The organism is Sporosarcina sp. NCCP-2716 (genome assembly GCF_023707985.1).
Taxonomy (GTDB): Bacteria; Bacillota; Bacilli; order Bacillales_A; family Planococcaceae; genus Sporosarcina.
In genome coordinates this window covers 1-19,898 of sequence record NZ_BRCF01000010.1, presented here as the reverse complement: position 1 = coordinate 19,898, position 19,898 = coordinate 1, and the positions used below count along the sequence as shown (strand labels likewise).

At 51.4% G+C, this 19,898-nt stretch carries 27 protein-coding genes, 1 tRNA gene and 1 rRNA gene; 6 read left to right on the top strand and 23 right to left on the bottom strand.

The window, feature by feature from the left end; genetic code table 11:
* Positions 1 to 4: 4 nt before the first annotated feature.
* From NFU03_RS13805 to NFU03_RS13750, 12 genes are all read right to left on the bottom strand, one after another.
* Positions 5 to 814 carry an ATP-binding protein gene (locus NFU03_RS13805; protein WP_251639594.1) on the bottom strand — a complete coding sequence of 270 codons (810 nt, stop codon included), beginning with the start codon at positions 812 to 814 and terminating at the stop codon, positions 5 to 7.
* Between the two features lie 11 nt (positions 815 to 825).
* Complete coding sequence (locus NFU03_RS13800; protein WP_251639592.1) at positions 826 to 1,518, bottom strand: DnaD domain-containing protein; 693 nt, start codon at positions 1,516 to 1,518, stop codon at positions 826 to 828.
* Positions 1,519 to 1,559: 41 nt separating this feature from the next.
* Positions 1,560 to 2,429 carry a recombinase RecT gene (locus tag NFU03_RS13795; protein ID WP_251639590.1) on the bottom strand — a complete coding sequence of 290 codons (870 nt, stop codon included), beginning with the start codon at positions 2,427 to 2,429 and terminating at the stop codon, positions 1,560 to 1,562.
* A 14-nt stretch (positions 2,430 to 2,443) separates the two neighbouring features.
* Positions 2,444 to 3,379: a YqaJ viral recombinase family nuclease gene (locus tag NFU03_RS13790; protein WP_251639589.1), complete on the bottom strand. Its 936-nt coding sequence runs from the start codon at positions 3,377 to 3,379 to the stop codon at positions 2,444 to 2,446.
* Complete coding sequence (locus NFU03_RS13785; protein WP_251639588.1) at positions 3,361 to 3,582, bottom strand: hypothetical protein; 222 nt, start codon at positions 3,580 to 3,582, stop codon at positions 3,361 to 3,363. The genes NFU03_RS13790 and NFU03_RS13785 overlap by 19 nt, the downstream gene beginning before the upstream one ends.
* Entirely contained in the window at positions 3,579 to 3,725 is a 147-nt protein-coding gene (locus NFU03_RS13780; protein ID WP_251639587.1) for a hypothetical protein, read from the bottom strand. Before NFU03_RS13780 ends, NFU03_RS13785 begins: the two co-directional genes overlap by 4 nt.
* Complete coding sequence (locus tag NFU03_RS13775) at positions 3,722 to 3,883, bottom strand: hypothetical protein (RefSeq protein WP_251639586.1); 162 nt, start codon at positions 3,881 to 3,883, stop codon at positions 3,722 to 3,724. Before NFU03_RS13775 ends, NFU03_RS13780 begins: the two co-directional genes overlap by 4 nt.
* A 200-nt stretch (positions 3,884 to 4,083) precedes the next feature.
* The gene (locus NFU03_RS13770; protein WP_251639584.1) at positions 4,084 to 4,362 is read right to left on the bottom strand and encodes a hypothetical protein; all 279 of its coding nucleotides are present in this window, start codon (positions 4,360 to 4,362) and stop codon (positions 4,084 to 4,086) included.
* Positions 4,359 to 4,646: a helix-turn-helix domain-containing protein gene (locus tag NFU03_RS13765; RefSeq protein WP_251639582.1), complete on the bottom strand. Its 288-nt coding sequence runs from the start codon at positions 4,644 to 4,646 to the stop codon at positions 4,359 to 4,361. Before NFU03_RS13765 ends, NFU03_RS13770 begins: the two co-directional genes overlap by 4 nt.
* A 173-nt stretch (positions 4,647 to 4,819) precedes the next feature.
* Entirely contained in the window at positions 4,820 to 5,524 is a 705-nt protein-coding gene (locus tag NFU03_RS13760; RefSeq protein ID WP_251639580.1) for an ORF6C domain-containing protein, read from the bottom strand.
* Between the two features lie 29 nt (positions 5,525 to 5,553).
* Positions 5,554 to 5,886 carry a DNA-binding protein gene (locus tag NFU03_RS13755; protein ID WP_251639578.1) on the bottom strand — a complete coding sequence of 111 codons (333 nt, stop codon included), beginning with the start codon at positions 5,884 to 5,886 and terminating at the stop codon, positions 5,554 to 5,556.
* Between the two features lie 11 nt (positions 5,887 to 5,897).
* Complete coding sequence (locus NFU03_RS13750) at positions 5,898 to 6,122, bottom strand: helix-turn-helix transcriptional regulator (RefSeq protein WP_251639577.1); 225 nt, start codon at positions 6,120 to 6,122, stop codon at positions 5,898 to 5,900.
* Between the two features lie 148 nt (positions 6,123 to 6,270).
* Between NFU03_RS13750 and NFU03_RS13745 the strand changes: the two genes are divergently transcribed.
* The 4 genes from NFU03_RS13745 (at position 6,271) to NFU03_RS13730 (ending at position 9,435) form a co-directional block, all read left to right on the top strand.
* On the top strand, positions 6,271 to 6,627 hold the full coding sequence (locus NFU03_RS13745; protein ID WP_251639575.1) for a helix-turn-helix domain-containing protein: 357 nt from the start codon (positions 6,271 to 6,273) through the stop codon (positions 6,625 to 6,627).
* 1 nt (position 6,628) lies between these two features.
* Positions 6,629 to 7,654, top strand: a complete 1,026-nt coding sequence (locus tag NFU03_RS13740) for a hypothetical protein (protein ID WP_251639573.1) — start codon at positions 6,629 to 6,631, stop codon at positions 7,652 to 7,654.
* A gap of 77 nt (positions 7,655 to 7,731) precedes the next feature.
* Positions 7,732 to 8,217 carry an ImmA/IrrE family metallo-endopeptidase gene (locus NFU03_RS13735; protein ID WP_251639572.1) on the top strand — a complete coding sequence of 162 codons (486 nt, stop codon included), beginning with the start codon at positions 7,732 to 7,734 and terminating at the stop codon, positions 8,215 to 8,217.
* Between the two features lie 15 nt (positions 8,218 to 8,232).
* Positions 8,233 to 9,435 carry a tyrosine-type recombinase/integrase gene (locus tag NFU03_RS13730; RefSeq protein ID WP_251639571.1) on the top strand — a complete coding sequence of 401 codons (1,203 nt, stop codon included), beginning with the start codon at positions 8,233 to 8,235 and terminating at the stop codon, positions 9,433 to 9,435.
* Positions 9,436 to 9,534: 99 nt separating this feature from the next.
* On the opposite strand, the gene groL is transcribed toward NFU03_RS13730, so the two are convergent.
* Positions 9,535 to 11,169 carry a chaperonin GroEL gene (groL, locus tag NFU03_RS13725; protein ID WP_251639569.1) on the bottom strand — a complete coding sequence of 545 codons (1,635 nt, stop codon included), beginning with the start codon at positions 11,167 to 11,169 and terminating at the stop codon, positions 9,535 to 9,537.
* 70 nt (positions 11,170 to 11,239) lie between these two features.
* A complete protein-coding gene (groES, locus tag NFU03_RS13720; protein ID WP_251639568.1) occupies positions 11,240 to 11,521 on the bottom strand; it encodes a co-chaperone GroES in 282 nt (93 codons plus the stop codon).
* Between the two features lie 185 nt (positions 11,522 to 11,706).
* Here groES and NFU03_RS13715 point away from each other — a divergent pair, with 185 nt between their 5' ends.
* Positions 11,707 to 12,465: a CPBP family intramembrane glutamic endopeptidase gene (locus NFU03_RS13715; RefSeq protein WP_251639567.1), complete on the top strand. Its 759-nt coding sequence runs from the start codon at positions 11,707 to 11,709 to the stop codon at positions 12,463 to 12,465.
* A gap of 61 nt (positions 12,466 to 12,526) precedes the next feature.
* On the opposite strand, the gene tatC is transcribed toward NFU03_RS13715, so the two are convergent.
* The 3 genes from tatC to NFU03_RS13700 form a co-directional block, all read right to left on the bottom strand.
* Positions 12,527 to 13,366 carry a twin-arginine translocase subunit TatC gene (tatC, locus tag NFU03_RS13710; RefSeq protein WP_251639566.1) on the bottom strand — a complete coding sequence of 280 codons (840 nt, stop codon included), beginning with the start codon at positions 13,364 to 13,366 and terminating at the stop codon, positions 12,527 to 12,529.
* Between the two features lie 17 nt (positions 13,367 to 13,383).
* Positions 13,384 to 13,575 (bottom strand): twin-arginine translocase TatA/TatE family subunit, encoded by a 192-nt coding sequence (locus NFU03_RS13705; RefSeq protein ID WP_251639565.1) that lies wholly within the window; start codon positions 13,573 to 13,575, stop codon positions 13,384 to 13,386.
* 67 nt (positions 13,576 to 13,642) lie between these two features.
* Positions 13,643 to 14,293 (bottom strand): redox-sensing transcriptional repressor Rex, encoded by a 651-nt coding sequence (locus NFU03_RS13700; protein ID WP_251639564.1) that lies wholly within the window; start codon positions 14,291 to 14,293, stop codon positions 13,643 to 13,645.
* 128 nt (positions 14,294 to 14,421) lie between these two features.
* Here NFU03_RS13700 and NFU03_RS13695 point away from each other — a divergent pair, with 128 nt between their 5' ends.
* Positions 14,422 to 16,350, top strand: a complete 1,929-nt coding sequence (locus NFU03_RS13695) for an ABC-F family ATP-binding cassette domain-containing protein (protein WP_251639562.1) — start codon at positions 14,422 to 14,424, stop codon at positions 16,348 to 16,350.
* 382 nt (positions 16,351 to 16,732) lie between these two features.
* Here NFU03_RS13695 and tsaD read toward each other — a convergent pair whose 3' ends face one another.
* From tsaD to rrf, 6 genes are all read right to left on the bottom strand, one after another.
* Positions 16,733 to 17,755 (bottom strand): tRNA (adenosine(37)-N6)-threonylcarbamoyltransferase complex transferase subunit TsaD, encoded by a 1,023-nt coding sequence (gene tsaD, locus NFU03_RS13690; protein WP_251639560.1) that lies wholly within the window; start codon positions 17,753 to 17,755, stop codon positions 16,733 to 16,735.
* Positions 17,752 to 18,204 (bottom strand): ribosomal protein S18-alanine N-acetyltransferase, encoded by a 453-nt coding sequence (gene rimI, locus NFU03_RS13685; protein ID WP_251639558.1) that lies wholly within the window; start codon positions 18,202 to 18,204, stop codon positions 17,752 to 17,754. The genes tsaD and rimI overlap by 4 nt, the downstream gene beginning before the upstream one ends.
* Positions 18,197 to 18,901 (bottom strand): tRNA (adenosine(37)-N6)-threonylcarbamoyltransferase complex dimerization subunit type 1 TsaB, encoded by a 705-nt coding sequence (gene tsaB / locus NFU03_RS13680; RefSeq protein ID WP_251639556.1) that lies wholly within the window; start codon positions 18,899 to 18,901, stop codon positions 18,197 to 18,199. The genes rimI and tsaB overlap by 8 nt, the downstream gene beginning before the upstream one ends.
* Positions 18,898 to 19,350 carry a tRNA (adenosine(37)-N6)-threonylcarbamoyltransferase complex ATPase subunit type 1 TsaE gene (gene tsaE / locus NFU03_RS13675; RefSeq protein ID WP_251639554.1) on the bottom strand — a complete coding sequence of 151 codons (453 nt, stop codon included), beginning with the start codon at positions 19,348 to 19,350 and terminating at the stop codon, positions 18,898 to 18,900. The genes tsaB and tsaE overlap by 4 nt, the downstream gene beginning before the upstream one ends.
* A gap of 130 nt (positions 19,351 to 19,480) precedes the next feature.
* Positions 19,481 to 19,556: transfer RNA gene (locus NFU03_RS13670), tRNA-Asp, on the bottom strand.
* 85 nt (positions 19,557 to 19,641) lie between these two features.
* Positions 19,642 to 19,757 (bottom strand): 5S ribosomal RNA (rrf, locus tag NFU03_RS13665).
* Positions 19,758 to 19,898 lie beyond the last annotated feature (141 nt).

Here is a 19,898-nt window from a genome sequence, read left to right as displayed (position 1 = left end):
CCTCCTAGAAATCTTTTTTCCGGTAGTCCCGGCCATGCATTTTCACAATTTCCGTGTTCTCCATCATCCGTGAGAAGTTGCGGGGATTGACCTTCATTTCCAGATCGGCCGCCGCGAGGTTCGTCGTGTAAATCGTGCATTTCCCGGACCGGCTGTCGATGACTTCGAACAGCTTGGTGTGCGCCCAGTTGTCGGCGCCGTTCCGGATATTCGTATACTCGGCCCCGAGATCATCCAGGACGAGCAGGTCGACGTTTGCGATGTAGTCCAGCAGGTCGTTTTCCGAGAAGGCCGCCTTGCTGTTGTAGGTGTCCTTGATCTTCGTGAACAGCTTCGGAACTGACAGGAAGAGCGCCGTGTATCCGTCCTGGATCAGCTGCTTCGATGCCGAGAAGGACAGGTGGCTCTTGCCGGTGCCGTAGGTGCCTGTCAGCAGCAGATTGTGCCCGGAAGCCGGGTCGAACTGCTGCACGAACGACTGCAGCGCCTGCTTAGCCTGGTTAAGCTCCTGAGACGTCGGCTGGTAGTTTTCGAATGATGCTTTCAGAAGCGACTGATTGACCAGCGAGTTCTGGTCAAATACGTCCTTCGCCCGGTTCATCTTGGCCCGCTTCTCGTTCTCGATGACTCGCTCGGCCAGCATGCGATCTTCACATCGACAGCCGAGGTAGAATGGTTCTCGCTTACCTTTGTCCGGGCCGCCGGCGATCGTCATTTCCGTCACGGTGACTTCCTGGCCGCATCCGTCGCAGGTGTACGAGTTGAGCGGAATGGGCTGTGTTTGGTGTTCAAGCAATTCCTGTATGCCTTGCATGGCTGCACCTCCTAGAATCCGTAATCGTATTTGTATTCGTCTTGCTTCGGCTTTGCAGGTTGCGTGAAGGGATGCACGTTGTTTGCCGGTTTCCCCTTGTTCGGATTTTTCAAGATGGCTTCCACGTATTTCAGATTTCGGGCTCCTCGGGTCACAGCCTCTTTCATGGCAGCCAGGACAGCTACTTCGTGATACCGGTCAATTAGTTCACCGATCAAGTCTCCGGTGAAGGAACTGAGTGTGCCAAATCCTTCTCGCTCGTAGAACACGAACGGATTGACCGGGACAGCCTGCGCGCCTTTACCTTCTTCCGGTCTTGTTTCGTTTCGTTTTGTTTCGTTTTGTTTAGTAACGGTCGGGGTTGTTGTCTGGGTTGTTGTCGGGTCTGTTGTCTGGGTTATCGTCTGGGTTGTTGTCTGTTTTTCAGACGAGAAGGGAATCATCCGGAAGGAAGTAGCTTTTGTTCCCCGCTCTTTGAAGTCGATCCGACCGAGTTGCTTCAGCTGATTTCTGGCAGTATAGTAGGCGTCTTTTTTCAGACCCGTTTTCGCTTCTATCACTGATCTGGCTACCGTGAATTCTTCAGCCCATCCCGACTTGTTATTTAAGTGCATCAACGAATGCCATAAGATAACTGTCGATGGTCGCACGGAATTCAGTTCGAGCCAATCATAGAATGCGTTCAGTTCCTTGATGTAGTTCATATTGCCACCGCCTTATATAGAGGGAGGAGGGGAAAGCCCCCTCACACCATTTCCTTCATGACTTCGGCCGCCGGTTTCCGTGTCGTCTTTTCCTCTTGCTGAGGATCTTCCAGGACCGTCTGCTGCTCGTCTTCCATGACCGAGAAGTCGGTCACATCGATCACGTCGCTCATGTCTTGGGACAGTTCTGTCTTGATCGTGGAATCCGCCTCCACCGTCTTCTGCAGCTCGATGGATTTCGGCGCGTACTTCAGGACCTCTTTCAGGACCGTCTTTTTCGCCATCGCGTCATAGTTCGTTTTCCAAGGGCTTGTCCAGCCTTTCTGGACGGCCTGCGAGAACTTCTGTGCGTGGTTGTCAATGCGCTCCCGAGTCCAGTACACGAAGTCGTAGCCACCATTCTGGAGGTGATACACTGCGTAGTAACCGATCGGCTCACCTGTCGGGACGGAAGCCGGTTTATGAATCAAGTCTTTCGTCAGGCCATAGTGGAACTCGAACTCATCGTCTGCATATACTTCATGGGCGTAAATCGACTTGTACTGCCCACTGCGGACAGCGAGGTCGATGAGCCCTTTGTAGCCGAGCTGGAATTGTACCTGCTTTCCGTACGGGATCAGATAGGCCTGCCCAAGTCCTGTGTTCGGTTCGACGCCGAGCTGGGCCGACTGCATGATCGCCGCGATAAAGGACATCTGATCGCACTCGAGCAGCTTCGGGGTGGTCCGGACGGCTGTCATGGCGATCCGGGCGATGCGGTCTGCATCCAAGTGCTTCGGAAGGGCTCGCTGGATCTCCGGCCCCATCTTCTTGAGCAGGGAGTTCAGCTGATTCTCCGGGCTGACCTGCTTTTGTACTCCGTTGTTTGCGCGCTGGGCGAGTTGGTTTTTTACCGTTTCTTTCGATGCCATTGTATGATTCCTCCTTATTTGATGGTGAGCTTACGGACGGACGAGACTTTGACGAATTTTTCGTAGATGTCTGGCCGTTCCGCTTTCAGACGTTTTGTATCCAGCCGGTTTTGGCTATGTGATTTCCAAGTGACGATCCGGTGACTGACCAGACCCGTCTCGTTATCTTTCAGCATGTCTTTCAGGCGATTCTCGTACTCTTTTTTCCGGTCCTCCGTTGCATTCAGTTCCTCTTTCAGAGCGTCCAGCGCTTCGATGAGCGTCTCTGCTTCACCCGGCAGGTTGATCTCCGATTCCGCTTTCGATTCCGGATAGAGGGCCTTCAGCAAGTCGACTGAGGCATCCGATCCGTCAAAGACCGGAGGCACTTCCTTCTCCACGTGGTTTTTCCAGAAATCCCGCTCAATCTCGATCAGGTACTGGATCATTTCCTCGTCGCGCTCGATCCGCTTGAAATGAAATTTATTGCCGCCGAGCAGGACCGCGATCCACCAGGCTTGGAAGCCGGTCACGGCCATGTAATGCTGTATCTGCAGCAGGTAGGCCGCCGGGATCTCCTCGCCTTCCCACTCGCCTTTCAGGTACTCACTGGCCGTCTTGCACTCGAGCCCCTCTTTTTTCCCGACGATAAGCCGGTCAACATTCGCGAGCATCCAGGGGTACTCCGGGTGGCGCAGGATGGCGTTCCGGCGCCGGACCTTCAGCTCTGAGCGCCTCGTGAACTCCTGTGCCACGATGTCCTCCATCACGTTGCCCCAGTAGGCCGCCTCGCCCGCCGTGTCCTCTTCCGGAGAAGCACCGATCTTGTCCAGGTACACGCCGACAGGAGACTTCCATTTATTCAGGCCGGCGATGGCCGAGACGTCACTGCCGCCGATGCCGTTCTTCCGTGCCTGCAGCCAGTCCTCCCGGCTCATGTCCACCGTGCTGATCAAGACTTCGGCTTGCATGCTCTTCGCCTCCTCATTTCAGCGTGTAGGGCACGTTCCGCGTCCTGATAGTCATCCACAAGTTTTTGGAAATCTTCGACTGTCGCAGTGTTTTTAATGAGCTTCGCGCAGAGGGCGAACGATCTTCTGAGCGTAGCGAAGTCGTCGTGTATGTTACCTTCCGGATCGCGCAGATCCTGATAGATTTCATTTAGATTGTTCATTCCGCTTCCTCCTCTATAAAGAAGTCATTGAAACTGTCGTACGGTCCGTGGTCCAGCTGCTCTTCTTGCTGCCGCTCATAGTCCAGGTAGTCCCGCGACGGGTAGCCGGTCAGCATGATGTGTTCGGTCACTGGATCTATCACAGCCGCTCACCTCGCTCGTATGCGTCCTCAATGTCCTGCTTCATAGCTTCCGCATGGCAGCCTTCACATTTGACGGGATGACCCGGCTCGACACCAGTGAAGCAGCCGCAGCTTTCGCAATAGACGCCTTCCAGAATTAGATCTGCAAATTCACCCATTGCTTTGCTCCTTCCGAGCAGTCTTGCGCTCCTCATAATTGCAGTACATATACAGCCAAGTAATGTAGAGAGCTGCCCAAGGGATCGTGATGAGCAACAATTGAATTTTATTTAAGTCTGAGAGCATGTCGTCTGCCTCCGTTCTGTGGTATACTTGGTTCAAATGAATTTTCTTGTGTGACCGATTTGACGCTCCAACGTCAGTCGGTTTTTTTGTGTGTAAAACGGAATGCCATTGCATTGACGCCTTGTGACTTCAGCTTGGCAACCATCATATTCTCCCGGTTGTCGAGCACCTTCTCCATCTTCATCTGCCGCAGCAGTTGCAGGTTCTGCAGCACGTTTTCTGTCCGCAATATCGCTTCCTCCAGCTGATCCGTCCAGTTGCACATTTCGATGGTGCTGATCTGATGCTGGATCATTTTCTTCAGTTCAATTGCCTGCTCGATGTCTGAGCGGCGGTAGTTTGCTAGTTTCATGCCAATCCTCCAAAAAATGAAATAAAACCGGTTATCGGTGTCGCCATTGTGGTCAAGAGATTTGCCAGAATCGTGATGCCGTCCATGCCGGCGATAAACGCAACCAGCACGTCCTGTGACTGAGTGGCCATCGCCCACTTCTGAAACATGGACATCGGCAACTCCCGGCGATCATTTTCGAACCGGGACACGTCTGCTTGCTCGATCTGCAGCTCGTGTGCTAAGTCCTCCTGCGTCCAGCCTTTCCGTTTCCGGCAGGCTTTCAAAATCGCTCCGTACTCCACCCCGCTCACCCCCTTTCAATTAAATATGTGAAATTGACATTTTTACTACGTCATCTCACATACTCACAATCTTGGGGATGGTGTACTCTATAGATGTAGAACCCCTCTACTCTTCGCAACTCCACTTCTTTCCAAAGCCTTTCATATCAGCCGGGTTGCCGCCCGGCTCCCCGCTACTCCGCCAGTCGTAAATGCTGCTGGTCATTCAACTTTCTAATTTCCATGCGCAGCGCAGTATCTGGCGTCCACTCCTGAATAAACTGCAGCGCTTCCTCAAATTTCACCTTCGGCAATTCACCGTACCTTGGAATCTGGAAGTAAGCTTTGAATTCTCGCCAGAACTGGGAGAAAGCTTTCTTGCCGATCCGCTTGTAAGCGTTGGCGTCCTTACCGCCGAGACACTCCATGATCTTGCCGCGGGCGTTCATATTGATCCGCTGCTCCTGCGGTCCGTTGATCCGCATGTTGTCTTTCAGGTATTTCACATCACCTTCCACCGTTCCCAACCTTTGCTCTTGCTCGAGCGCCGCCTGCAAAAGGAGCTTCGTGTTGTTAGGCTGCTGCCCCATTTCGTAGGTTCCTGTTTTCCGGATAGATGGGATGACTTCATGCGTTACCCAGCGCTTGAAGTTTCTCGCTTCAGGTTTTCGGCTTCCCAAGATCAGCGCATACAGGCCAAACTCATTCACTGTATTCACGTCTCCCTGTCGCCCTAAGTTGAACTTAGACCGTTCATCCTCATCCAGTCGGCTGAGTGCCACGGATGGATTCGTAAGGCCGAGCACTCCGCATACATCTGAAGCGACAAACCACGGATCACCATCCAGATCGATCATGCGGATCTCCTGGCCGTCAAAAACCTTTGTCAGTTGATTCATCGTTTTTCCTCCTCTTCTGAGTTGGTTACTCATCCTGAAATCTTCTTTTGACGCTGCCGCATAGCCGGCGCATTGAATCGCACCCACTCTGTGTTTTCTGCAATCCATTCGAACAGCAAGCGAGTCGGTACTCGTGGATGACCGAATTCGCGGGTAAGGGGAAAATCTGCCCGGCGAAACAGTTCAGCACATTTCGGTTCACTGATATTAGCGAACTCCATGAATTGCTTGCGCGTCATTAGCTGCGGAAGTTCGTACTGTGTCCTTGCATCCTGGACTCCTTGCTCGTACGCTTGCTGAAACATGGCTTCCAGCTTCAATTGCATGTGGCCAGCGAGAAATTCATCTAGTGTCACTTGCATGGTGTTACCTCCTATCCGACTTGTTTTTTAATACGCGTTTCGTGTACTTTGTCTTCAAAAAAAAGAGTCCATTTGAATTTGAGTACATCTCCAATGCTTACGGCAACACCTACGCTAGGATCTCTTTCTCCTTGCTCGTACATGGCATAAGTAGTTCTAGCAACCCCTACCTTCTTAGCCACTTGCTCTTGCGTCATTTTAGACTTGAGGCGTTTCTCTTTTAACCAAGTTCGCACCCTCTCACCTCCTGTACACCTTTTGTGTAGTTGTTGTATTCATCTTAATACACCTTTTGTGTAATGTCAAACAATATTTACGCATTTTGTGTATTAGTATTTACTACACTTATTGTGTAGGTATAATGTGGGTAAAGGAGGCTTTATTATGCTTGCTGATAGATTACGATCACTAAGGACATCAAAGACAAATTTCACACAAGCTGAATTTGCTAAGAAAATAGAAGTTGCTCGAACTACATATGCCATGTACGAGCAAGGAAACCGCGAACCAGATTACAAGACCCTAAAAAAGATAGCTGACTTTTATGATGTATCCTCTGACTATTTACTAGGGAGATCGGCATCTGAAGAGAAAAAGACTGATGAACATAAAGATGATTTAAGAGATCCTCAAACCAACTTATTATTTGACGGTTGGCTTGAAATGGATGATGATCAAAGAAAAGAAGCCCTTGATTTCATGGAGTATCTGCGGAGTAAAAAAGAGAAGAAGGGAAAATGATATGGACAATCTAATTGCTGTCTTTGCAATCCTTGTCATTCTTGGATTCTTTGCAAGTATAGGAACAGGGATATGTTTTCTAATCATGCGCAGCAGGGCTCCCGGGATGTTGAAGAAAGGATTCTATTCTTCTGTGGGTATATTTTTGTGCTCATTAGTCCTCATGATTGTTTCTCTTAACTTTCAAGATGATACTGACAAAGAAAATATTGCAGCCGAAGCCCAAGATAACTATGAAGCTGTAGAAAATACTGCAACAGAAGATGAGGCACTCCCGGTGTTTTCTTATGAAGAATCAGCTGCAGTTACTGATGAAAATGGTGATTTCTCGTTAGCTATTACAGTTCGCAAAGGACTTCCAGTTGAGTTTTTCGAGCCCAGGAGCGATGAAGGTGCTTCGCTAAGAAAAATCGATGAATCTCACTACGTCCTTGAAGGAAATCTTCCAGAAGATCGGCAGTGGGGCGACTACTACATTTTATATGGAACTCCGAATAACTTAGAGGAAGAGCGTATTTCAGTTAATAACGACCTAGCCTATAAGCCTACTGAAGACGCTGCAGATATAGAAGATGAGCCAATTAATAACGACACTTACGTTTTAGACATAAAAATGGATGTCGAAGAAGTGATGGGCGAGTATATAGAGGTGAAGAACGAGGAAGTAGCTGTGATCGATAAAGTTCAAGTGAACGATAATGTGGGTAAGAATGATGGTAGTAAGTTGATCTTAATTCATCTGAACTCCCCTATCGGTTTGACTAACAACAAAACGCAGCAAAAGATTGACATGCAGACTCTTGAAATCACAGAAGCAATTTACCAGAATCCCGACATCAATTTCACTATAGACAGCATCACTTACTTTTGGTCCATCCCAATAGAACGAAAGGACGGTACGATTGAAAATATATTTGCCTCCAAAATTTCTTTGGAGAGAAAAACGCTTGAAACAATCAAGAATAGTCGGGTAAAAATAAGTGAACTTGAAAAAATTGCTGATCAGTATCGGAGTAACATTCAATAACCAGGCACATCAAGTGTGCCTCTTTTTATACAAGCAAAAAGAACATACATTCCCACCAAAGAAAGCGAGAGACGCCTATGCCTCAAACAGATTCGCCAATAGAATTGTTCGTCAAGCAGTTTTATTACGAACTTGGCATCGCTACGCCAGGACAGCTGGATATCTACAAGATAGCCCGTGAGATTGGATTAGAGGTTATCCTTCATCCTGCTTTGTCATTCCGTTGGGATGGCATTCTAGTGATTCGAGGAGGAACGAAGCAGCAAAACTGGCAACGCTTCGGCCATGAAATTTGCCACTATTTGCGGCATTGCGGAGATCAACGGTTTATGCATGAACTGTTTGTTGAGCTGCAAGAGTACCAGGCCACGCATTTTGCTTATCACTTCTGTGTCCCAAGTTTTATGTTAGATCGGATTCGACTTCCGCCAGAACTTCCGAGAGCTGCAGCCCTTGTTGCTGAACTTTTCAACGTGGAGCTGTCCTTCGCCGAGAAACGAATGGCTCGTTACCATCAAAAACTCTTGGGGGCTTCTTTGGAGAAAAGTCTTTTCTATAACTGAGATAGGGGGATTTCTATGTACTGCGATAAAATCACTTTAGAATCCGGGCAGATCCGTTGGCGATGTGCAGAGGACGGGCCGCCGGATCCGGCAACCGGGAAACGAAAGCAAATTTGGAGAAGAGGAAAGACAAAACGAGAAGCGATGGATCGAGTAACTGAAGCAATTCGCTCAATGAAAGAAGAGGGGATTGACCAACGAATTGGCCGAACGATGACTTTCGATGATTTGGCCGCAGAGTGGTTGATCACCTATGCACTAACAGGTGTGAAGCGAAACACAGTCCGGATAAGGGAAAAAGAAATTCAAATCCTGAATCGTTATGTCGCAAAGATGCCTATTGGGAACATTACTCATTCCGTCTACCAGCGAGTACTAAATGACCTCGCGCCCTTGTACGCTCGGACTACGCTGCAAGGGGTAAACGTTACTGCAGGCATGATTTTCCGGTACGCCATCCGCGATAAAAAGATCAAGGACGATCCCACTGTCGGGGTAGTTATCCCCAAAAAACGCAAGACTGTGGATGAAATCAAAAATGATCCTGTTGAGGAGAGTTACTTTGAGAGAGAGGAATTGATGGAGTTCCTGGATGTTGTGAGGAATGAGGGGTTGCCCCTAGACCTAGAGAGATTTTTCACTTTAGCATTTACCGGCATGCGATCAGGTGAGATATGTGCCCTTCAGAAAGATGATCTGGATTTCGAAAATAATATAATCAGTATTACAAAGACGCTCTATAATGAAACAAACAACATGAGGAAGTACGAGTTGACTCCGCCAAAAACAGAGGGCTCAATTCGCGATGTTCATGTCGAACAACCTATCATGGATATGCTGAAGCAGCTTGTTCGAAAGCGGGACAAATATAACCTGCAATATCGCCACCTCCATAAAGAGTACCATGACATGGATTTTGTTTTCGCCCGAAGTAACGGTTACCCTTTCGCACCCAAAAACATCGGTCTGCGGATGGAACGTCTTATGGAGAAGACGACGATCAAGAAACATGCCACCCCTCACCTTCTTAGGCATACGCATGTCAGTATGCTCACAGAAGCGGAAGTCGACATCGCAACCATCATGGCAAGAGTCGGACATGATGACATGGATACGACAATGCGGATCTATACACACGTCACTCAGAAAATGCAAAAGGATGCTTCCGACAAGTTAACAAACTTGTACGGAAACATCCTTCAAGGCACCACTTTTTAAATTTTTCTCAAGAAATGTTTCTTTCTTGTTAGTTTTTAGAGCAAATTAGCAAGTTAAAGCTGAACAAAGCCCGGCACTACAATATTAGCGAAGGTTCGCTTACATCATGCCGCCCATGCCACCCATTCCGCCCATGTCAGGCATACCGCTGCCTGCTGGTTCCGGGAGGTTTGCGACGACTGCTTCGGTCGACAGGAACATCGCTGCGACGGAGGCTGCATTCTGCAGGGCAGAGCGTGTGACCTTCGTTGGGTCGACGATGCCGGCCTGGATCATGTTGACCCATTCACCGTTAGCTGCGTTGAAGCCGATGCCGACTTCTTCGCGTTTCAGGCGGTCGACGACGATGGAGCCTTCGAGGCCTGCGTTGTTCGCAATCTGACGTACGGGCTCTTCGAGCGCACGGAGGACGATCTTGACGCCTGTTGCGACGTCGCCTTCCATACCTTCGAGGAGTGCTTCCACTTTGCTGTAGACGTTGATAAGCGCGGTACCGCCGCCGGAGACGATGCCTTCTTCGACTGCTGCGCGTGTCGAGTTGAGGGCGTCTTCGATGCGGAGTTTGCGTTCTTTCAGTTCTGTTTCAGTTGCTGCACCGACTTTGATGACTGCTACGCCGCCAGCGAGTTTCGCGAGGCGCTCCTGCAGTTTCTCTTTATCGAATTCAGACGTTGTTTCTTCGAGCTGTGAACGGATCTGGCCGACGCGTGCTGCGATGTTATCCGCTTCGCCTGCACCTTCAACGATCGTCGTGTTGTCTTTTGTGACGACAACTTTCGATGCACGGCCGAGCTGGGAGATGTCTGCGGATTTCAAGTCGAGTCCGAGGTCTTCTGTGATCACTTCGCCGCCTGTCAGGATGGCGATGTCTTCGAGCATCGCTTTCCGGCGGTCGCCGAATCCTGGTGCTTTGACAGCGACAGCATTGAACGTTCCGCGGATCTTGTTCACAACGAGTGTTGCAAGTGCTTCGCCTTCGACGTCTTCAGCGATCATGAGCAATGGCTTGCCCTGCTGGACGACCTGCTCGAGCACCGGCAGGATCTCCTGGATGTTCGTGATCTTCTTGTCGGTGATCAGGATGTATGGGTTGTCGAGGATCGCTTCCATCTTGTCCGTATCGGTTGCCATGTAGGCAGATGCGTATCCACGGTCGAACTGCATCCCTTCCACGACGTCAAGTTCCGTCGTGAAGCCTTTCGATTCTTCGAGTGTGATGACGCCGTCATTTCCGACGCGCTCCATCGCTTCAGCGATCAGGTTGCCGACTTCTTCGTCGCCTGAAGAGATTGCAGCGACTTGTGCGATTTCCTGCTTGCTCTCGATTTCATCGGAAATGCCTTTCAGTTCTGTTACTGCTGTTGCCACTGCGCTTTCGATCCCTTTGCGGATGCCGACCGGATTTGCGCCTGCTGTGACGTTTTTCAGCCCTTCGCGGATCATCGCCTGTGCGAGGACAGTCGCAGTTGTCGTTCCGTCCCCTGCGATTTCGTTCGTTTTCGAAGCTACTTCAGAAACGAGCTGTGCGCCCATGTTTTCGAATGCGTCTTCGAGTTCGATTTCCTTCGCAATCGTCACCCCGTCATTGGTGATCAACGGAGATCCGAAGCTTTTCTGCAGGACGACGTTGCGCCCTTTTGGTCCGAGTGTCACTTTCACTGCGTCTGCCAATGTATCCACGCCGCGGAGCATTGCGCTGCGTGCGTCTTCGTTGAACTTAATCTGTTTCGCCATCGTCAATCAGTCCTTCCTGTTGTCGTTTCGTTATTCCTTTATCGTACATCCATAAGTTCAATCATCGATTTCAGAGTTTCGCCAGAATGTCGCTTTCGCGCAAGATCAAGTATTCCTGGCCTTCATATTTCACTTCAGTGCCTGCATATTTTGAGAAGATGATGCGGTCGCCTTCACTGACTTCCAGCTCTACGCGCTGGCCATTGTCGAGGACGCGTCCTGTACCGACTGCAATGACTTTACCTTCTTGAGGTTTTTCTTTTGCGGAATCGGGCAATACAATGCCGCTTGACGTTTTCTCTTCCACTTCGATCAGTTCGATTACAATACGATCACCTAAAGGTTTCAACAACTGAAACACCCTCCTCATACGGCTAGTTTTCTTTTTTAGCACTCACTTAACAGGAGTGCTAACACATTTCCTATCATAAAACCTTTGAGACAGAATTGCAAGTAAAACACTTCACTGTTCCCCTTTGCGATTCTTTTGTAAAACGGCTACACTAATCAGGACACAGTCGGAAAGGAACGATTCGTTTGAAGCAAAGAACCAGCAGGCCATGGATCCTGTACCTTACCATTCTCCTTCTATATATTGCGATGCAGTTCGGCAGCCTTCCGATCTCCAAAGGGATGATCACCATTTTCTCAGGCAACGGAATGGCTGATCAGGAAGCGCGGTACAGCGGGGTCGCATGGGGACTGTTCATCTCCAATATTCTCGCCATCCTTGCTTTCTTCCTAGTCATCCGGTCGGACAAAAACTTCTGGCAGGTGTTCAAAGGGAAGAAAGCGCCCGTCTGGCAGGCCATCCTCTGGGGCATCTTCGGATTCTTCCTTGCGCTCGGCGGACAGATGATCGCCGGCATCATCGAGAAATTGATCGGCATCGAGAACGGCTCCGATAACACCGCCCGTCTGACGGAAGTCTCCGCCATCGCGCCGATAATGATCGTCTGCATCGTGCTGTTCGCTCCGATCCTCGAGGAGATCGTCTTCCGACGGGTCGTTTTCGGCGGCATTTACACAAAGACGAATTTCTGGATTGCGGCGGTCGCAAGCGCGCTGATCTTCGCGGCAGTGCATAACGAGATGGAGCATATCCTCATCTATCTCATGCCGGGCCTAGTGTTCTCCTACATCTATTACCGGACGAAGCGCATCTGGACGCCGATGATCGCCCACCTGCTCATGAACGGGTTCGTCATGACGGTGACGCTGAACCAAGACAAGATCCTCGAGCTGCAAAAACTCAGGAACGGTGCCATCCATCTGCTCAAGCTCATCGGTTGGTAAGCCGTTTCCCGACACAAAAAAAGACTTGCAGAGCCGTCAGCCGGTTCTGCAAGTCTTTTTTTCAGTTCTCTTCGTTACTCCGTGCAGTGACCTCTTCGATCTGGCGCTGCTGTTCGGCTTTTGCTTCCGCGAACAGCCGGGCGCGCTCCGCTTCTTCCTCTTCTTCGATCCGCACCTTTTCCGCTTTCAGGAATTTCCGGTAACCGATCCGCGCGATGATGATGCTGATCTCATAGAGCAGGAACAGCGGCACTGTCACGAACAGATGCGACACGATGTCCGGCGGGGTGATGAAGGCCGCGATCACAAACAGGATGAAGTAGGCGATCTTCCGGAACTTGGCCAGCACACTCGGATTCAAGAAGCCGAGCCTGGACAGGAACAGCAGCACGACCGGCAGCTGGAAGACGAAGCCGAACGGCAGCAGGATCTGGAACAGGAACGAGAAATACTGGTTGATGCCGATCGTCTGTGTGATGCCGAGGTCCTGCGACAGCGTGAACATGAACTTCACGACGTATGGCAGCAGGACGAAATATGAAAACGAGATCCCCGCCAGGAACAGCAGGAATGCAAACGGGATATAACTCAGCGTCACCCGCCGCTCCGTCTCCAGCAGGCCCGGCGAGACGAATGCCCAGAACTGGTACATGATGATCGGCAGGATGATGATGATGCCGATGAAGACGACGACCTTCAAATAGATGGCGATCGGGTCGATGACATTGAATGCGTTCAGCGACAGATCGGCAGCCGGTCCGTTCGACTTCAGGAACTTGATAAGCGGCTTCGCTAACAGGAAGCCGCCGATGACTGAAATCGCAAAGAAAACGACGATCGTAATCAGTCGTTTCCGGATTTCTTCTATATGCTCAATAATGGTCAGATCGCGTTCTTCCATTGGACAGACATCCTAACTTAAAGCTCTTTCTTGTCTTCCACTTTTTTCACGTCAGCTTTGTCGTCATCTTCGACAAGTCCTTTTGTGGCGTTTTTGAACTCACGGAGTGAAGAACCGAACGCTTTACCGATTTCAGGCAGCTTTTTCGGTCCGAAAATGAGAAGGGCAATTACAGCGATCATTAGTAAACTTCCGATACCTGGTGACATTTCGGACACCTCCTTCTGAATACATCTATTCTACACCTATCAACATTTTTTGACTACCCTCACCCCATTACAGTTGTGAATCTTTTACGTCATTTTTAATGAAGTAAATGAGGGATTGAAGTTCAACGGACAAGTCGATTGTATGTACGCGGATCGACTCCGGTACGGACAGCCGGACAGACGTGAAGTTCAGAATCCCCTTCACCCCGATCTGGGCGAGCCGGTCGGTCAGCTTCTGTGCCACACGTGACGGCACGGTCAGGATGACAAGGTCGATGCCGAGATCGGCCAGTCGCTCCTCCAGCTGGTCCGGCGGGTACACGGGGATGTCCGCCATGATCTTCCCTTCCGGCGGTGCTTTCGGGTCGAAAGCGACAGCGATGCGTGTATTGTGGTTCTTGTGGAAATTATATTTTAAGAAGGCATGGCCGAGACTGCCGACACCGATAAGTGCGACGTCCGTCTCTTCATCCTGATCGAGTGTTTTCCTGAAAAAACTGACAAGGTAGTCGACATCATAGCCATAGCCTTTCCGGCCGAGTGCGCCGAAATGCGAAAAGTCACGGCGGATGGTGGCCGCATCGATCTTCATCGCCTCGCTGAGCTCGCTTGAAGAGACACGCTTCTTCCCGCTGTTCGCGAAATTTTGAAGAAACCGATAGTACAGAGGCAGACGCTTGGACGTTGCCTGGGGAATTTTAACCGTTTCTTCAGCCATCGTAAACCTCCTGCTGCTGTTTCGAATCGCTTCTATCGTACAGGAGAAGCGCCCCGTTGTAAAGCCGATCATTGCGCCTGTGACGCCGTTCCAGTAAACTGAAGAGGAATGGAAATTGAGGTGACACGATGATAATCCTGCAAGTGAACGGTGTAACGAAGTCGTTTTCAGGTACCGATATTATGCAAAATGTGAAATTGGAAGTCCAGCATCGTGACCGGGTCGCGCTTGTCGGCCGCAACGGTGCCGGCAAGTCGACGCTGCTGAAGATCATCGCTGGGGAAATGGCGGCGGATTCAGGGGACATCATCATTCCGAAAGGGGTCCGGATCGGTTACTTGGAGCAGCATAGCGGCATCAGGTCCGAGCTGACCATCTGGGACGAAATGATGACGGTGTTCGAGCCGCTGCAGGCGATGGAACGGCGTCTGCGTGCGCTCGAAGCCCGTATGGCGGAACCGGATATTTACGAAGATGCAGAAGCGGCAGCCCGTGTGATGGGCGAATACGATGCGCTTCAGATCGAGTTCAAAGACCTCGGCGGCTATCAGTACGAATCGGACACGCGGTCCATCCTGCACGGCATGCGTTTCTATCCGGATGATTACAGCAAGCCGGTCAGCCTGCTGTCGGGCGGCCAGAAAACCCGGCTCGCGCTTGCGAAGATGCTGCTGAGCAAACCCGACCTGCTGATTCTCGATGAACCGACGAACCATCTGGACATCGAAACGCTCGGCTGGCTCGAAAACTATTTGAAATCGTACGAAGGCGCCCTGCTGATCGTGTCGCATGACCGCTACTTCCTCGATCAGGTCGTGACGCTCGTCTATGAAGTGTCCCACCGCAAAGTGACGCGGTATGCCGGCAACTATAGCGCCTATCTCGATGAGAAGGCGAAGAACTATGAGAAAGACCGCAAGCAGTTCGAGAAGGAGACGAGTGAAAAGGCGAAGCTCGAGGAATTCATCCAGAAGAATATCGCCCGGGCGTCCACGAGCAAGATGGCGAAGAGCCGACGCAAGCAGCTGGAACGGACGACGTGGATGGAATCACCGGACGGCGGGGAGAAATCGGCGAATTTCTCCTTCACGATCGACCGGCCGAGCGGAAATGACGTTCTCGGCGTGCGGGATGCGTCTGTCGGGTATGACGGCAAGGCCGTTTCTAAACATATCGACATGCGTGTCTATAAGCAGGACCGGATCGCGATACTCGGTTCGAACGGGGTCGGCAAGTCCACACTCCTGAAGACGATCGTCGGGCGGCAGGAGCTGATCGCCGGGGAAATTGCATATGGCACGAACGTGCAGTTCGGCTATTATGATCAAAACCAGGCGACACTCGTCGGAACCGGGACTGTCCTCCAGGAAATCTGGGACGACTGGCCGCTCATGAACGAAAAGGACATCCGGACACTGCTCGGCCGTTTCCTGTTCTCAGGAGACGATGTGAGCAAGCCCGTCCAGTCGTTATCGGGCGGCGAAAAAGCCCGGCTGTCGCTCGCCAAGCTGATGCTCGCGAAGTCGAACACCCTCATCCTCGATGAACCGACGAACCACTTGGACCTCGACAGCAAGGAAGTGCTCGAGAATGCCCTCGATGACTTCCCGGGGACGATCCTGTTCGTCTCGCACGACCGGTATTTCATCAACCGGATCGCGACGAAAGTGTTCGACTTGACTGATACGGGGGCTGTCGAGTACCTTGGGGACTACGACTACTTCGTCGAGAAGAAGACGGAGCAGGAAGAACTGCTTGCGGAGTCAATCGGCACGTTGCAGCCGGAAACGACTGTGAAGCCGCAGACGCAGGAGTTCGACAAAGAACGACAGAAACAGGAACGCCGGCTGAAACGCGCGAGTGAGCAGGCAGAAGCGAAGATGACTGAGCTCGATGAACAGATTGCACGTCTCCAGCAGGAGCTCGAGGATCCCCTGCATGCAGATGATCACGTCAAACTTATGGAGCTGCAGGCGTCGATCGATGCGCTGCAGGCAGAGCACGATCAGCACGCGGAAACGTGGCTCGACCTCCAGGAACAGCTCGAAACGGTATAAACATGAAAGCAGCGGACCTGTCCGCTGCTTTTTTCCATCCTCCTATTTGTCAAACGAATATGCAATACAGAGCATCCGTGTTGATAAGACATTTGTCCGCGCCGTTTCGACATTCCGAAATGTATGTTGTCCACATTCTTTTCCACATGAGCAAGCCTGTTTTTATCGCTATACACAAAGTTATCCACGTTATCCACATTTGCTATCCTTTATGTACACACAGTTATCCAAGCGAGCGAGTGAATTTATCAACTACTTCTGTACTTACACACATGTTATCCACAAATTGTGCATAAGTACGAATGTTCTCTATTGACAAACTGAAAAAGCTGAGGACAAAAAAACATGAAATCCGTCTGAAAATGACGAATTCCATGCAGGTTTACTCATTCCAAGAAGTTAACTGCATTCCTGGACGGCCATTCATAGCCAAATCGCTGCGGACACCGCTCAAATACATCTGGGTGCCTGCTGCCGCGATCATGGCAGCGTTATCTGTGCATAAGTGGACAGGCGGGACAGCGAACGGGATCTGCAGTTCATTGAAGGCATTTTCAAGCGATGCACGCAGGCCTTTGTTTGCTGCAACGCCTCCTGCAGCGATCACCTGTTTCACGCTGTATGCCTGCGCTGCCCGCACGGCCTTTGTCGTGATCACCTCGGTGACACTCTGCTGGAAACCTGCTGCTACCGCTCCCGGATCGAGCTGTTCACCGCGCTGCTCCAAATTGTGCTTATAATTGATCACCGCGGATTTCAAGCCGCTGAAGCTGAAATCATACGAGTCAGGCTCCAGCCAGGCGCGCGGGAATTCGACAGCTATCTCACTGGCAAGCGCCAGCTTGTCGACATGCGGTCCACCCGGGTAAGGCAGGCCGAGCACCCGAGCGACTTTGTCATAAGCTTCCCCTGCCGCATCATCCCGTGTTTCCCCGATAAGTTCGAAGGAACCATGCCCTCTCATGATGACCATTTCTGTATGGCCGCCTGAGACGATCAGTGCCAGCAGCGGGAATTCCATCGGCTGGACGAGCTGATTCGCATAGATATGACCGGCGATATGATGGACGCCAATCAGCGGCAGCCCATTGGCGAAAGCGAACGCTTTTGCCGCATTAACGCCGATCAGAAGGGCACCGACAAGGCCAGGCCCTTCCGTCACCGCAACGGCATCCAGGTCAGCCGGCTTCAGTCCGGACTCCGTGAGTGCCTGTTCAATAACGACGGTAATCTCTTCAACGTGATGCCGGGAAGCGATCTCCGGAACGACACCGCCGAACCGTTTCTGACTTTCGATCTGGGACGCGACGACGTTCGATATGATTTCCGTGCCGTTTTTCACGACAGACGCCGCTGTCTCATCACAACTTGTTTCGATTCCTAACACATAGATATCTGTTTTCATGTCAATTCCACCCACATGACGAGCGCATCTTCATGGTCGTCCGTATAATAGTTTTTCCGGATTCCGCCCGGCTGGAAACCGAGCTTCTTGTACAAGTTCTTGGCAGCTTCGTTGCTCACACGCACTTCCAGGGACATCGCACGGACACCGTGGTTCCTGCAGAGATCCATCGCCTGCCGCATGAGGGCTTCTCCTATGCCGTGCCCCTGGTATTGTCTCCGGACAGCCACGTTCGTAATATGGCATTCATCCAGCACCACCCACATGCCGACATGACCGATCACTGACCCATCATACTCTGCAACAATATAGGTGGCATAGTCATTTCCCGTCAGTTCATGCTCGAACACTTCTGCCGTCCACGGAGTCGGGAACACTTCTGTTTCGGTCGCGACGACAGCTTCGATGTCCTGAGACACCATCTGCCGGTAAAGTATCCCCTCAATCATGGCGGGACTCCTGCTGCTGCAGCCAATTCGCTTCCGCTTCAGGGATCCGCCGATAGGACGGTACAAAATCATGGACGTCAGTGACAGGCAGACGCTGTTCAGCCAGCTGGATAAGCTGGGAGGCACGCGGCAGCTGCTGCGGAAACGGCGCAAAGACCGCCTGCTCCCCGAGCGACTCACGGATAGCAGTCTTATGCATGTCCGCATCCGCACCGATGAACAAGACCGGCTGATGGATGAAAGAAACGTCGGAAAGCAGCTCCTCAAGCGATCCGTGCCGGTCTTCCCAAATCCGGTGCAGCCGCTCCCCCTTCGACTTGTACAGCCCGCAATAGACGTTGCCGCGTCTCGCATCGAACAGCGGACAGATCACCCCTTCGAAAGGCACTGCGTTCGCTGCCAGCACTTCCAGACTGGAGACGCCGACGAGCGGAATATCCAGCGTCCACGCCAGCGTTTTCGCCAGGGTGACGCCGATCCGCACACCCGTATAGGACCCGGGACCTTCTGCCACAGCAATGGCATCCAGATCAGCCGGTTGTAAATCAGCGGCCGCGAGCAACTGCTCCACAGCCGGCATCGCCTGGATGGAGTGCGTCCTCTTCATCGCAGATGTCTGTTCGATAAGAATCTTTCCGTCTTCCACCAACGCTGCACTGAAAGGAGCGTTTGAAGTATCTATGCCTAACCAGATCATTTCGTGATCGCCTCACAAATCGTTTTAAAATGAATGCCGTGCGGTTCCAATTCCAGCAGCCGGGACGTCTCACCCGTGCGGAGGATCCGGATGTCCAGCCGGTCTTCCGGCAGTTCGTCCTGGATGAATTGCGCCCACTCCACGAGCGTAATGGCATCTCCATAGAACAGCTCGTCCCATCCGAAATCCTCGTCGCTTCCTTCCAGCCGATATACATCCAGATGGTTGAGCGGGACCTTCCCCTCATATTGCTTCACAATGGTGAACGTCGGGCTGCTCACGGTGCGCGTGACTCCGAGCGCCCGGGCCAAGGCTTGAGCGAATGTCGTCTTTCCTGCCCCGAGGTCGCCTTCCAGGGTGATGACGTCAGGCGGAGCCAAGTGCGCAGCCAGCCGTTCAGCGAAGTCTTGTGTTTCTGAAGCCGCGGCTGTATCAATCGTAAATTTCATAGCGCATCCGTTCCTTTTCTGTTGATAGTACCAGTGTACCGGAAAGTGCTCGCGGCTGCACCCGGCAGTCATAGAAATCATGAAAAAACCGATCCGGGTATTCCCGAATCGGTTTGAAAGTTTAAATAAATGGCGGTCCCGACCGGGATCGAACCGGCGATCTCCTGCGTGACAGGCAGGCATGTTAACCGCTACACCACGGGACCAAATACTACTAATATGTATAATCCAGCTTCGACTTCCTGATGCATATTGCATCAAAGCGGTCGTCTTCGCTTTATAAATTATACTGCCTGGCAACGTCCTACTCTCACAGGGGGAAGCCCCCTACTACCATCGGCGCTGAAGAACTTAACTTCCGTGTTCGGTATGGGAACGGGTGTGACCTCTTCGCCATCATTACCAGACAGATGAGCTTGTTCGCCCAAAACTGGATAAAACCAACATTGAATATCATCAAGACCGCCTTACGGCGCTTCGTAACCCAATCCAGCTCCGACTCCCTGATGCTCGAGGTCATAAGTCAACTCGTCTGCGTGGCACAAAAC